The 13,887-nt window shown below is 59.2% G+C and carries 11 protein-coding genes; all 11 read left to right on the plus strand.

All coding sequences use genetic code 11. The features are described from left to right. Genes rseP through dnaE form a run of 11 tightly spaced genes read left to right on the plus strand, consistent with a single transcriptional unit; the run spans nucleotide 1 to nucleotide 13,865 of the window. On the plus strand, nucleotides 1-1,359 hold the full coding sequence (rseP, locus tag AFE_RS06775; RefSeq protein WP_012536527.1) for an RIP metalloprotease RseP: 1,359 nt from the start codon (nucleotides 1-3) through the stop codon (nucleotides 1,357-1,359). After that, the gene (gene bamA / locus AFE_RS06780) at nucleotides 1,356-3,701 is read left to right on the plus strand and encodes an outer membrane protein assembly factor BamA (protein ID WP_012536528.1); all 2,346 of its coding nucleotides are present in this window, start codon (nucleotides 1,356-1,358) and stop codon (nucleotides 3,699-3,701) included. Before rseP ends, bamA begins: the two co-directional genes overlap by 4 nt. Before the next feature lie 17 nt (nucleotides 3,702-3,718). After that, complete coding sequence (locus AFE_RS06785) at nucleotides 3,719-4,255, plus strand: OmpH family outer membrane protein (RefSeq protein WP_012536529.1); 537 nt, start codon at nucleotides 3,719-3,721, stop codon at nucleotides 4,253-4,255. Nucleotide 4,256: 1 nt separating this feature from the next. Further along, nucleotides 4,257-5,318 carry a UDP-3-O-(3-hydroxymyristoyl)glucosamine N-acyltransferase gene (lpxD, locus tag AFE_RS06790; RefSeq protein ID WP_012536530.1) on the plus strand — a complete coding sequence of 354 codons (1,062 nt, stop codon included), beginning with the start codon at nucleotides 4,257-4,259 and terminating at the stop codon, nucleotides 5,316-5,318. Next, on the plus strand, nucleotides 5,311-5,757 hold the full coding sequence (gene fabZ, locus AFE_RS06795) for a 3-hydroxyacyl-ACP dehydratase FabZ (protein WP_012536531.1): 447 nt from the start codon (nucleotides 5,311-5,313) through the stop codon (nucleotides 5,755-5,757). Before lpxD ends, fabZ begins: the two co-directional genes overlap by 8 nt. Further along, nucleotides 5,754-6,536 (plus strand): acyl-ACP--UDP-N-acetylglucosamine O-acyltransferase, encoded by a 783-nt coding sequence (lpxA, locus tag AFE_RS06800; RefSeq protein ID WP_012536532.1) that lies wholly within the window; start codon nucleotides 5,754-5,756, stop codon nucleotides 6,534-6,536. The genes fabZ and lpxA overlap by 4 nt, the downstream gene beginning before the upstream one ends. Next, on the plus strand, nucleotides 6,533-7,474 hold the full coding sequence (locus tag AFE_RS06805) for a Gfo/Idh/MocA family protein (RefSeq protein ID WP_012536533.1): 942 nt from the start codon (nucleotides 6,533-6,535) through the stop codon (nucleotides 7,472-7,474). The genes lpxA and AFE_RS06805 overlap by 4 nt, the downstream gene beginning before the upstream one ends. 45 nt (nucleotides 7,475-7,519) lie before the next feature. Further along, entirely contained in the window at nucleotides 7,520-8,629 is a 1,110-nt protein-coding gene (locus tag AFE_RS06810; RefSeq protein ID WP_012536534.1) for a DegT/DnrJ/EryC1/StrS family aminotransferase, read from the plus strand. Nucleotides 8,630-8,633: 4 nt separating this feature from the next. Beyond that, nucleotides 8,634-9,761, plus strand: a complete 1,128-nt coding sequence (gene lpxB, locus AFE_RS06815; protein ID WP_009564129.1) for a lipid-A-disaccharide synthase — start codon at nucleotides 8,634-8,636, stop codon at nucleotides 9,759-9,761. 13 nt (nucleotides 9,762-9,774) lie between these two features. Continuing rightward, nucleotides 9,775-10,365: a ribonuclease HII gene (locus AFE_RS06820; protein WP_009564128.1), complete on the plus strand. Its 591-nt coding sequence runs from the start codon at nucleotides 9,775-9,777 to the stop codon at nucleotides 10,363-10,365. Then, the gene (gene dnaE / locus AFE_RS06825; protein ID WP_012607071.1) at nucleotides 10,365-13,865 is read left to right on the plus strand and encodes a DNA polymerase III subunit alpha; all 3,501 of its coding nucleotides are present in this window, start codon (nucleotides 10,365-10,367) and stop codon (nucleotides 13,863-13,865) included. Before AFE_RS06820 ends, dnaE begins: the two co-directional genes overlap by 1 nt. Nucleotides 13,866-13,887 lie beyond the last annotated feature (22 nt).

Below are 13,887 nucleotides of genomic sequence, written 5' to 3' on the forward strand. Positions count from 1 at the left end.
ATGCAGATTCTTGAGACCATAGGGGCCTTTATTCTGGCTATCGGCATCCTTGTGCTGATTCACGAGTCGGGCCATTTCATCGTCGCCAAAACAATGGGTGTCAAGGTGCTCCGGTTTAGCATCGGGTTTGGGCCGGCGCTGATTAGCCGTCGCTGGGGGCGGGACCAGACGGAGTATGTGATTGCCGCGCTTCCCCTCGGTGGCTACGTCAAAATGCTCGGTGAGCAGGGTGGTGAACCGGCTTCGGCGGAGGACAGCAAACGGGCCTTTGTCAACCTTGCTCCCGGCAAACGTTTTCTGATTGCGCTGGCGGGACCGTTGGCCAATCTGCTTTTTGCTGTGGTTGCTTATGCGGGTGTGGCGTGGCTCGGCATTCCCGGTTTGGCGCCCATTGTCGGTCTGGTACAGGATCATTCTCCGGCGGCTCTCGCGCAATTGCAGCCCGGCGAACGTATCACGATGCTCAACGGACAGGACGTACATACCTGGGAGGATGTGCGTCTGGGACTGCTGTCTGCGGCCATTGCGCGTACCCCGGTGACCCTGCAGACGATAGGTAGCAACGGCGTCCGGCTAAACCATGTGCTTCGGCTGCAGACCCTTGCCGCAGATAGCGTCGGACCGGATTTTGTCAGTAAAGTCATCGGCATGGAGCCATACCTGCCGGCCGTCATCGGCGCCGTGCAGCCCCATAGCCCGGCGCAGCAGGCCGGGTTGACGGCGGGAGATCGCATCCTTGCGGTTGATGCGCATGAGATTTCCAGTTGGGAGGGGCTGGCCAGGCAGGTCGAGTCCCACCCTGGCAAGACCATCCAGTTGCGTTATCTGACCGCGCAGGGGCTCGCGAAAACGGTGTATCTCACTCCGCAGGTGTTTCTCGACAAGTCCGGAACGCCCATTGGCCGTATTGGTATCCTCATGGCGCCGTTGCCCGAAAACCTGATCGTTCTGCGGCAACGCGGCCCTCTGGAGGGGGTTATCTACGGGGCGCGAACGACCTGGCAAATGTCGCTGATGACTGTCGTGATGATCGTGCGAATGGTGCAGGGTTTTGTTTCTCCGGACAATATCAGTGGCCCAATCACCATCGCGGAGTATGCCGGGCAGTCGGCGCATGCCGGTCTCGCGCCGTTTTTATCCTTTCTCGGCTTGGTCAGTATCAGTCTGGGGGTGCTCAATCTTCTCCCTATTCCGATTCTGGATGGCGGGCATCTGATGTTTTACGCCGTGGAGATGGTGCGCGGCAAAGCACTCCCTGCGGTAGTGGTGCAAAAAGCGCAGCAGATCGGTATAGTGCTGCTTCTGATGCTCATGTCCTTCGCCTTCTACAATGATATTATGAGATTGCTGACCCCGTGAAAAAATTCAGCCTCAGCTCCGCCCCCCTCATCTTCCTTTCCGCCGGAGTGGCTTGTGTCACCGCCGCATGGGCAGCACCGGCCTGGGCATTTACGCCCTTTACGGTCAGGAATATAGAAATCCGTGGTCTGGAGCATATCGCACCGGGCACGGTCTACAACTACCTGCCCATTCACATCGGCGAGCAGGTGGATGATCAGAAGGCGCAGCAGGCCATCAAGGATCTCTATTCCACGGGATTCTTCAAGGATGTCACCATCGCCCGTTCTGACAACAATCTGCTGGTCATCGTGCAGGAGCGGCCCATCATCTCCAGCATCAAGATGACGGGCATCAAGGCTTTTTCCAAAAGCGAAGTGAACGGCACGCTCAAGGGCGTCGGTCTGGTGGACAGGCACATCTTTAACCATTCGATCCTGGATCAGGTGATTCATGGCCTGCAGGAGCAATACGAGGGCATGGGCTATTACAACGCCCGGATTCATGCGCGGGTGGAAAAACTGCCGCGCAATCGGGTAGCCATCCATATCGATGCCAAGGAAGGCGAGCAGGCGACCATCAAGCAAGTGACCATTGTCGGTAATCACGCCTTCAGTGAAAGCCGCCTGCGTGGCCTTTTCAGTATCGGTGCGCCGGATGCCTTTTCCTTCTTCACCAAAAATGATCGTTACTCGCGTGAAAAACTCATGAAGGGTCTGGAGAAACTGCATAACTTTTATCTGGACCGGGGCTATCTCAACTTCGATGTTGAATCCACCCAGGTGCAGGTGACGCCCGATCGCCGCTTCGTGTACATCACCGTTAACGTGCATGAGGGTAATCTCTATCATATCCAGTCGGTGGGCCTGACGGGTAACCTGATCGTGCCGAGGCCGGAACTGGAAAAACTGGTGGAGATCAAACCTGGCGAAGTGTTTTCCCGGGCCAAAATCAACGACACCAATAGTGCCATTGCAGATAAACTCGGAAACCTGGGTTACGCTTTCGCCAATACCACACCGGTGCCCAAGGTGAATGAAAAAACGCATGAGGTGGCGCTGAACTTCGAGGTGGATCCCGGCCGCAAGGTCTATATTCGCCGTATCGAGATCACAGGCAATGACAAAAGCCGGGATTATGTGGTCAGGCGCCAATTCCGGCAGATGGAGGGTGCGCTTTATGATGGCTCGCTGATCCGGCGTTCCAAGATGCGTCTGCAGCAAACGGGTTTTTACGACAAGATCGAGACAAAAACCGTGCCGGTCCCGGGGCATCCTGACCAGTTGGACCTGGATGTCCATGTACACGAAAGGCCTACAGGCAGTTTCAGTATCGGTGTCGGCTACTCCAATGCCCAGGGTGTCCTATTCAACGGCTCGATCAGCCAGAACAACTTTATGGGTACGGGTAACGCCCTGTCGTTCTCGGCTAACGTAGGCGGTCTGGGGACGGCGTATAACCTGTCTTTCACCGACCCATATTTTACGCCGGACGGCATCAGTCTGGGCGTTAATCTGTATCGCAACGATACCAACCTCTCTACCCTGATGGTGGCTCCATATCAGGAGATCGATTACGGCGCGACCGTTACCCTGGGTATTCCGGTGATGCAGTATGTCTACGATTACATGTCATTGGGGTTCAGCAATACGAACATCAACCTGACTTCTGGAAGCCCGCAAATATATACTGATTATGTAAATAGATTTGGCAATACAGCCACGGCGGTGACGGTTGGCAACGATCTTACCTATGACAGCCGCAACTCACCGATTTTCCCCACCAAAGGGGTTTATGGGACTTTGTCGCTGAGGGCTGCAGTACCTCCTGCAAAGCTCCGCTGGTATAAGGCGGAGGTCAAAGGGGAATATTATCATCCCATTACCTCCTGGCTGACGGGCGGATTGAGCGGGCGCTATGGTTTTATCAACGGTTATGGCGGGCTAAGCGTGCCATTCTTTAATAACTTCTATCTGGGTGGTCCAACCACCTTGCCGGGTTATCAGACTTACGCTTTGGGCCCACAGATAGGTGGTTATCCGGTGGGTGGCACGCGCGAGTTACTTTTCAACGCCAATCTGTATTTCCCGCTGCCGGGTCTGGCGGATAATAACAACTTCCGGATGTCGGTATTTCTCGCAAGTGGTTGGGTCTATGGCGTGAATTCCAACACGAATGGTTCAATATATAATTATAGCAATAACTACTTCCCGAATTTAAGCGAGATGCGGACGACGGCGGGCGTCGGCTTCATGTGGATCAGCCCGATGGGGCCGCTGCGCCTGTCTTTGGCCGTCCCGTTAGACAAGAAGCCGGGTGACCTGACCCAGCCCTTGCAGTTTACTGTGGGTAACAACTTTTGACGGTGTGGTGTCGGGGTATGGAATGGCGACTGCGTCTCGGGGTTCTTCTCCTGTTGACGCTGACGTCTGTCGCAGCGTGGGCAGACCCGCCGAAGATCGGCTTTGTGGATCTCGACCGCGCATTGCGCGAATTGCCTGAGGCACAGGCTGGCGCAGCCAGCCTCAACAAACAGGTAGAGGCGAAGCAGAAGGAGATGGAGGCTAGGCGCCAGCAGATCGACGCATTTCAAAAGACCCTGGAAAAGGATTTTCCACATCTGACGAATGCGCAGCGGCAGGAAAGGGAGGCGCAATTGCAGGGCATGATTCTCAATTTGCAGCAGTTCCAGCGCCAAGCCCAGGATACCCTCAACTATCAGCGTAATCAGATTCTGAAAAGCATTCAGGACCGGTTGGTCAAAGTAGTGAGCAGGATCGGGCGCGCCGGGCATTACACGGTGATCCTCAATGACAAGTCTGTACTTTATGTCAATGGCGCCATCGATATCACTCCGCAGGTAGTGGCAGCGATGGAGAACAAACCTGCCACCGGTAAAATGAACGGTGGTAAATAGGATGGCGCGCGGCGTGTATCTCCTTGGCGATCTTGCGCAGGTGGCAGGCGCTGAATTGCGCGGCGACGCCGGGTATCAGATCAGCGCTGTGGCGCCGCTCGATACAGCCGGCAGTGGGGATCTCACTTTTTATCACGACATGCATTTGCGAGGTCTGTTAAAAACGAGCAAAGCAGGCGCCATACTGATTGCTCCCCGGGACGCGGAGCAATTTTCCGGAAACCGCCTTTTGACGGACAATCCCTACGCGGCATTTGCGCGGGTCATGCAGCACATCTATCCGCAGGTTGCCCCTCGGCCCGGATTGCATCATACGGCACAACTGGCGCGTGACGCCCAGGTGGATCCGGACGCGCGCATCGATGCGCATGTACAGATTGGAGCCGGAGCGGTGATTGCGAAAGGTGTCTGGCTGGAGGCCGGTACCTTTGTTGGCGCGGGTGCGGAGGTGGGGCAGGGATCACATCTTTATCCCGGTGTGAAGATTTATGGGGGCTGCAAAGTGGGCGCCGGCTGCGTCCTCCACGCGGGCGTGGTGATTGGCGCCGATGGCTTTGGTTTTGCAGAGGCAGACGGCCGCTTTTTGAAGATCCCCCAGGTGGGTCGGGTACTTATTGGAAATAACGTGGAGGTTGGTGCCAACTCCTGTATCGACCGCGGTGCGCTGGCCGATACGGTGATCGAAGACGGGGTGAAAATAGACAATCTGGTGCAGATCGGACACAACGTCCAGATCGGCGCTCATACGGTTGTCGCTGGACAGACAGGAATTGCGGGGAGCGCGCGGATTGGCCGGCACTGCCGTATCGGCGGTCAGGTGGGTATTGCCGGTCACCTGGAAATCGCCGATGGCTGTGTGATCGCCGGGCAGAGCGCGGTGACCCATTCCTTGCGTCGCGCCGGTGTATATTCGGGGGTGATCCCTGTACAAGAGGCAAGCCACTGGAGACGTATCGCCGCGCGTCTCGACGGACTGGATACCTTGTTTCGCCGGATGAAGCGCGTCGAGCGTACACTTGAACAGGATTTATCTACCAACGGAGAGCCCACTGACCGTGAATGAGCTGAATATTCAGGATATTCTTAAACGCTTGCCACATCGCTACCCATTTCTGCTGGTGGATCGTGTCGTTGAAGTAGAGATAGGAAAACGTTTGCGCGCACTGAAAAACGTCACCATGAACGAACCGCATTTTCAGGGGCATTTCCCGGGATTTCCGGTGATGCCGGGCGTACTCATCATCGAAGCCCTTGCCCAGGCGGCGGCGATCCTCGCCTTTGTTTCCGAGGATAAGTACGGAGAGAATGCGGCGGTTTATTTTGCCGGGATCGACAAGGCCCGTTTCCGCAGACCGGTGACGCCGGGTGATCAATTGGAGCTCATCGCCAACGTGAGCCGCCGGCGTTCCGGCATGTGGCAGATGGAAACGGCGGCGCTGGTCGATGGGGTGGAAGTCGCCTCTGCGCTGCTGATGGCCACCTTGCGCGAGCATGTCCAATGACGGTGCAGATTCATCCGCTGGCCATCGTCGATTCCTCGGTTCAGATTGGAGAAGGATGCACCATCGGACCTTTTGCCGTCATTGGGGCTGGAGTGGAAATCGGCGATCACTGCAGGATCGGCGCGAATACCGTGATCGAAGGCCCTTGCCGCCTCGGTGCCCATAACCAAATTTTTCAGTTTGCGTCCGTCGGCACGGCTCCACAGGATCTGGGCTACGCGGGTGAACCTACGACACTCGAAATCGGGTCGCACAATACGATACGCGAGTTTGTGACCATCAATCGCGGCACTGTGAAAGGTGGCGGGACAACACGGATCGGTCATCACAACCTCCTCATGGCTTACTGCCATGTGGCGCACGACTGTTCTATCGGTGATCAGGTGGTAATGGCCAATGCCGCAACCCTTGCCGGTCACGTCAGCGTCGAGGATCACGCCATCCTCGGCGGCCTGTCGGCGGTACATCAGTACGCTCGGGTGGGGGCGCACGCGATATTGGGCGGCGGGACCATGGCACCTTTGGATATCCCACCTTTTATGATGGCAGCAGGCAACCATGCCAGCCTGCATGGGATCAATGTACGCGGTCTCGCACGTCGCGGTATCCCCCGGGAGACCATCTTGCAGATCAAACGGGCGTATCGCCTGCTTTTCCGTTCCGGGCTGAGACTGGAGGATGCCATGGATGAGGTGTCGCAACGCGGTCTGAATGCGCCGGAAGTCGCCTATCTTCTGGACTTTATTCGTAATAGCCGACGCGGGATTACCCGGCCATGATCCATATGAGAACCGGGGTCATCGGGGTGGGCCACTTGGGGCGCTTTCACGCGCAGAAATATGCCGCAATCTCACAACTGGCGGGGGTTTTTGACGAGAACGCGGAACGGGCCGCAGAGGTTGCCGCCGAATTGAGGTGCCGTGCTTTCCCCAGCGTTGATGCGTTACTGGCTGAAGTAGACGCGGTGTCCATTGTCACCCCCACCTCCACCCACTTCGCGGTAGCGGAAGTGGCGATGCAGGCGGGAGTACATTGTTTGATCGAAAAACCCTTTACCCTGGATACCGAAGAAGCGGATGCCCTGATTGGTATGGCGCAGGAGCGCCATCTGGTGCTGGCGATTGGTCATATCAAGCGGGTACACCCGGCCATTCAGTATTTGCGGCAGGCGGGCTTTGGTGCGCCCCGCTACCTGGAGGCGGAGCGTCTGGCGCCGTTCAAGCCACGCTCGCTGGATATCGACGTGATCATGGATCTGATGATCCATGATCTGGACCTGACCTTGCTGCTGACCGGCGCCGAACCCGTGGACGTGCGTGCCGTGGGTGTCGCGGCGGTAACGGACAAGGCGGACATGGCCACGGCCTGGATGACCCTGAACAACGGCACCGTGGCCAACCTGGCAGCCTCCCGGGTAGTGCGGGAACCTGCGCGGCGCATGCGTATCTTTTGGCAGGATCGTTATGCTTCGGTGGATTTCCTCAACAACACCCTGCACATCTACCATCGCGGTGCGGGAACGGTGCCGGGAATTCCCGGTGTACGTGATGAGGCTGTGGACCTGGCCAAACGCGATGCCTTGGCGGCGGAGATCGAGGATTTCCTGAACGCCATCGCAGCGCACCGGCCGGTGTTTTGCGACGGCGTCGCGGGTCGGCGGGTGCTGGCCGCGGCGCTGCAGGTGCGGGTAGCCGTGGAGGCTTTTCTGCAGCGTTGAGCGTATGCCGGTGCGGGTTTTGACGTTTCTTTCGGACGGTGATGCATGACTCAAAATACAGCAATTCCCATGGTCGATTTGCGCGCGCATTTTGCGCCGCTGCGGGATGAAATATTGACGGGGATAGGGAAGATTCTGGACGATGCCAGCTTTATCCTGGGAAATCAGGGGCGTGCGCTGGAGGCGGAGGTAGCGGGTCTCTCCGGTGTTGCCCACGGTGTGGGCTGCGCCTCCGGTACGGACGCCCTGATGCTGGCCCTGCGTGCCCTGGAGATCGGCCCCGGCGACGAGGTGATCGTCCCGACCTTCACGTTCATCGCGACTGCGGAAGCGGTTCTTTACGTGGGCGCCACGCCGGTTTTTGTGGATGTGGATGATCGTTTTTACGCCATGACCATCGCCGGTATCGAGGCCGCCATTACGCCGCGGACCAAAGCGATCATCCCCGTACATCTCTACGGATTGCCGGCAGATATGCCCGGCATCATGGCGCTTGCTCAGAAGCATGGCTTGCGGGTGATTGAGGATTGTGCCCAGGCCATTGGTGCCCAAATTAACGGACAAGGAGTGGGCAGTTTTGGCGACATCGGTTGTTTTTCTTTCTTTCCCAGCAAAAATCTTGGCGCTGCCGGAGACGGCGGCATGGTGGTGACGGCGGATGCGGAGCTGGAACGCAAATTGCGCGGTCTGCGCAACCATGGTTCCTGGCAGACCTACCATCATGACGTATTGGGCTATAACAGTCGTCTCGACGAAATGCAGGCGGTGATTCTTCGGGCGGAGTTCCCACATCTCGCGGCCTATAACGACGGACGGCGGCGGGCGGCAGGGTGGTACGCCGAGCATCTGGTGGGTCTCGACCTGCAATTGCCGGAAGCTCCAGCAGGTTATCACCACGTATTCCATCAGTTCACCATTCAGTTGAATGCGCGGGATGCGGTGAAGACCGCCCTCCATGCCGAAGGCATTGCCAGCGCCATTTACTATCCGATTCCAGGACACCAGCAAAAGATGTTTGCACACCAGGCCCAAACCCATTGTCCGGTGGCAGAGCATCTGGCGGAGCGGGTGCTCTCCCTGCCCATGTTCCCGGAACTGCGTGAGGAGCAGATAGCCAGGATCGCTACCGTGATCCGTCGCACCCTGCACGGCTAGGGCCTTGGGCAAGGCCTTTATCCTCGCGGTAGAGCGTTCCGGCGAAAATCTCGGGCTGGAAATTTTGGCGAATGCCGCGCAGGCGGGACTTGATCTGCAATGGTCCGGGGTGGTCGGATCCCGTCTGCAGGCGGCGGGCGTGCAAAATATTGCCAATGGTGAAGTGCTGGCGATGATCGGGTTGGTCGAAGTCTTGCGGCACTACGGTCGCTTGCGCAGGCTTTATGGGCAAATCCGGCAGCATCTGCAGGCGGAACGGCCGGCTTGCGTGGTGCTGATTGATCATCCTGCTTTCAATCTGCACGTTGCCAAGATGGCCAAGCAGATGGGCATTCGAGTGCTCTATGTGGTGGGTCCCCAGATCTGGGCCTGGCGCTCGCAGCGAATCCACCAGATCAAGCGCGTAGTGGACCACATGCTGGTGCTTTTTCCTTTTGAGGTGCCCATTTATGCACAGGCGGGGGTGCCGGTGCATGTGCTGGCCCATCCCTTGCTGGCGCAGACTGCGACGGCGCAGGACGGAATGGATGCGCGGGCGGCACTGGGACTGACGGCAGGGGGGCCGGTGCTTGCGCTCCTGCCGGGCAGTCGCCGCGGCGAGCTGGAACGTCTGACTCTACGCTATGCGGAAACGGCGCGACGTTTGCGCAAACAAATACCGGATCTGCGGATTCTGGTGGCCTTGGCCAGGGAGGAGTTGCGCCCCCTCTGGGAGCGGCTCTGGAAACAGGGTGCGGGGCCGGAAGATGCGCAGTTGGTGGTCGCTCAGACGCAAACCGTGCTGGCAGCCGCTGACGTGGTGCTGGTCGCCTCCGGTACCGCCACACTGGAAACGGCACTCATGCGGCGCCCGGCGGTCGTCGTCTATATTTTGAACGCACTCACCTTTGCTTTCGTCCGAAGACTGGTGAAGACCCCCTTCGTGGCCATGCCCAATATTTTGCTCCAAGAGGCCGTATACCCGGAATTCCTCCAGGAGGCCTTCGAGCCCGCCCAAGTGGCTGATGCACTGGCGGCGCTTTTGGGTCCGGCGGGTTCCGAGCAGGTGGCAAAATTGCAGAAACTGCGCAGCCTGCTGGAAGGCAATCCTCCCGAGCAGTTGCAGCAAGTGCTCCGGGAGATGCTGGCATGAAAACGGTAACGCCATGAAAAGCGCCCCAATTCTGGAACATTATGGACCCTGGTGCGCGGGTGTGGATGAAGCGGGGCGAGGGCCCTTGGCGGGTCCAGTGGTGGCAGCGGCGGTGATTCTGCGCGTACCTCTTCACGGTCTGGACGATTCCAAGAAAATGACGGCCGCCGCACGGACACATTGGGCCGCACGTATCCGCAATGAGGCCCTGGCCTGGTCGGTAGCCCGGGCTGCGGTCTGGGAGATCGAGCGCTACAATATTCTCCAGGCGTCGTTGCGGGCCATGGCGCGGGCTATCGTCGGCCTGCCCCGGCAGCCTCGGCGGATTCTCGTCGATGGCAACCAATCGCCTCCCGGTTGGCAAGTAGAGACGCTGGTGGGCGGCGATGGCCGGGTGGACGCCATTGCTGCGGCAGGTATTCTGGCTAAAGTGACACGGGATGAGGAGATGCAGTTGCTCGACCGATATTACCCTCAATATGGGCTGGCGCGGCATATGGGTTACGGCACGGCGGTGCATCTCCAGGCATTGCGGCGCTGGGGTCCCTGTGCCCTGCATCGGCGCGGCTTCGGACCCGTCGACCAGGCCTGGGAGACGCAATGATGCGTACGCCGCAGTTCGTCCATCTGCACGTACACTCCGAATACTCCCTGGAAGACGGAATCATTCCGGTCAAGGCGCTGGCCAGACGCTGCGCGGAGCGAGGCATGCCGGCCGTGGCGATCACTGATCACGGCAACCTTTTTGCCCTGGTGAAATTTTATAATGCTGCCCGGGGGCAGGGCGTCAAGCCATTGATTGGCAGTGAAGTCTGGGTGCATGATGTGGCAGAACCGGAACGACCGGTCAGCCTTGTCCTGCTGTGCATGGACAAAACCGGTTACCGTAACCTCAGCCGCCTGCTCAGCCGGGCTTACCTGGAGGGCAGTCGCCACGGTCGTCCGCAGATCGACGTGGCATGGCTGGAAGGGTCGAGCGACGGTCTCATTGCCCTGTCTGCGGCAGGGCAGGGGGAGATCGGGCGTGCCCTGCAGCGCCATCCGCAACAGGCGGAAAGCCGGGCGCGATACTACGCAAGGCTTTTCCCGGAGCGTTTTTATCTGGAGGTGCAGCGCAACGGTGAGGCGGAACAGGAGGCCCTGGTCCAGGCCACGGTGGCGCTGGCGGAAAAACTGGATTTACCGCTGGTGGCCACCAATAACGCCCACTTTCTCGATGCGGCGGACTTTGCGGCTTTCGACGCGCGACAGTGTATTTCTGCGGGCTTTACCCTGGACGACCCGCGCCGTCCACGGCGTTTTACGCCGGAGCACCGCCTGCCGGACCCCGAAGAAATGCGAGAGCGTTTTGCGGACCTGCCGGAAGCTTGCGACAATACCGTCGAAATTGCGCGACGCTGTAATATGGAGCTGGTGCTTGGGCATTATGCGCTACCGGACTACCCCATTCCCGCCAACCAGTCCGTGGATGAATATTTGCACGACGCGGCGCAAAAAGGTCTGCAGGAACGCTTGCAGGAGCTGCGTATCACCGGCGACGCCACGCTGCCTTATCACGAGCGCCTGTTGCGTGAGGTCGGCGTCATTCAGCAGATGGGCTTCCCCGGTTATTTTCTCATCGTCGCGGATTTCATCCAGTGGGCAAAAAATAATGGCGTGCCGGTAGGACCTGGTCGTGGTTCCGGCGCCGGATCGCTGGTGGCCTACGCACTACGGATCACCGATCTCGATCCCATCGGCAATGGCCTGTTGTTCGAGCGCTTTCTCAATCCCGAACGCGTTTCCATGCCTGACTTCGACGTGGATTTCTGCATGGATCAGCGTGACCGCGTCATTCAGTATGTGGCCGACAAATACGGTCGTGACCGGGTCGGCCAGATCATCACCTTTGGGACGATGAAGGCGCGGGCGGTGGTGCGTGATGTCGGCCGGGTGCTGGGTCTACCGTATGGCTTTGTCGACCAGTTGGCCAAGCTGGTGCCGGGTGATCTGGGAATGACCCTGGCGAAGGCCCTGGAGGAATCGGAGGAACTGCGGCGACGCCAGGCTGAGGAAGACGACGTCCGCGACCTGCTGGACATCGCCTTGCGCCTGGAGGGTTTGCCCCGTCACGCCTCGACCCATGCGGGTGGCGTGGTGATCTCCCCGGAGCCACTGGCCGACCGCCTGCCGCTCTTTAACGACGGCTCTGAAGGGGGGGGTAACGTCACCCAGCTCGATAAGGACGATGTAGAAAAGATGGGGTTGGTGAAGTTCGACTTTCTCGGCCTGCGTACCCTGACCATCATCGATATGGCGGTCAAGCTCATCAATGCCGATGCGGCAGCGGCGGGTCGTGCGCCCGTGGATATTCAGCAATTGCCTTTGGACGATGCGGCGACTTTCGCCCTGCTCAAGTCCACCGAGACGGCGGCGGTCTTCCAACTGGAATCATCGGGTATGCGCGATCTGGTGCGGCGCCTGCAGCCGGATACTTTTGAAGATATCGTCGCCCTCGTCGCCCTGTTTCGGCCGGGGCCGCTACAGTCGGGTATGGTGGATGATTTCATCGCCCGCAAACACGGCAAGGCGCAGGTAACCTATCTGCATCCGGATCTGGCACCGATTCTCCGGGAAACCTATGGGGTGATTGTCTATCAGGAACAGGTCATGCAGTCCGCCCAGGCGCTGGCGGGTTATTCCCTCGGCGGTGCCGATTTACTGCGGCGCGCCATGGGCAAGAAAAAGCCGGAGGAAATGGCCAAGCAACGCAGCATTTTCCTGGAGGGAGCCCACAAGAACGGTTTGGCCGCGGACCAGGCCGGGGCCATCTTCGACCTCATGGAAAAGTTTGCGGAATATGGCTTTAACAAATCCCACTCGGCAGCCTATGCCCTGGTGTCCTACCAAACCGCTTATCTGAAGGCCCACTATCCGCAGTTTTTTATGTCTGCCGTGCTGACCGCAGATATGGACCACACCGACAAAGTTGTGGCGATGATTGCCGAGTGCGCGCGCATGGGCCTGCGCATTGCTCCACCGAGCGTTCAGCACAGTGTGCTGGAGTTCCGGCCGGAGGGGGATGATCATATCCGCTTTGGTCTGGGTGCCATCAAGGGCTTGGGACGGGCGGCCATTCAGGCGATTCTCGACGCCCGTAGAGGAGGCGCCTTCCTGAATCTCTTCGATCTGCTCTGCCGGGTGGATACCCAGAAAATCAATCGTCGTGCCCTGGAGGCATTGATTCGCGCCGGAGCCATGGATGACTGGGGCGTGTCGCGGGCCAGCCTGATCGCTTCCGTGGACGGTTGTATGGAAGCAGCGGCGCAGTTTCAGAGCAGTCAGGCGAGCCTGCAGGAATCATTGTTTAGCGGACAGGAAGCGTTGCGGGTAGCGCCGCCGCTGGTGTCTGCCGAGGCATGGAGCCTCACCGAAACCCTGCGTCAGGAACGGGAAACTCTGGGCTTCTATCTCAGTGGTCACCCCATGGACAGTCTGCGGGATGATCTGACGGCGCTGGGAACGATACCTCTTGGCGACGTCGCGGTCGGGTCCACGGTATTGGTGGCGGGGTTGGTGGTAGCGCGGCGCAGCACCCGGACCAAGCGCGGTGATCGTATCTATTTCCTGACCCTCGACGATGGTCAGGGGCGGCTGGAGGTCGTCGTCTTTGGCGAAGTCTGGGCGCGGGCCGGCAAGATCCGAGAGGGTGAGGAGCCGGTGCTGGTTCTGGGTGAGGTGGGCGAGGACAGCTATTCTGGCGGCCTGCGGCTCAGTGCCCTGCGTCTGCTGGATACGGCACAGGCGCGTGAGGAATTGGCTGCCCAATTGACCTTGGATCTGGGTCTTGCCGAAGATATGGCGCCGCGAGATCTGCTTGCCGTGCTCCGTAAGTATCCTGGCCAAACGGCCTTGCGCCTGCGTTTGCGGGTCGCAGACGACGTTGTCGCGCAATTGCGGGTGACGGAAAACCTGAGCTTCGCGGCGAGTCCCGCCGCCATTGCCGCCCTGACGGCGTTGGCACCCGCGGCGCACTGGCACTGGAGCTATCGGCCGGTGACCCTTCTCGTCAATAATGTCGTCCCCCTGGAGCGTGCACGGCACGCGACGCGACGCCCGGCCTGAGCGCCGGCCATATTCGGAGTGG

The sequence above is a fragment of the Acidithiobacillus ferrooxidans ATCC 23270 genome (genome assembly GCF_000021485.1).
Classification (GTDB): domain Bacteria; phylum Pseudomonadota; class Gammaproteobacteria; order Acidithiobacillales; family Acidithiobacillaceae; genus Acidithiobacillus; species Acidithiobacillus ferrooxidans.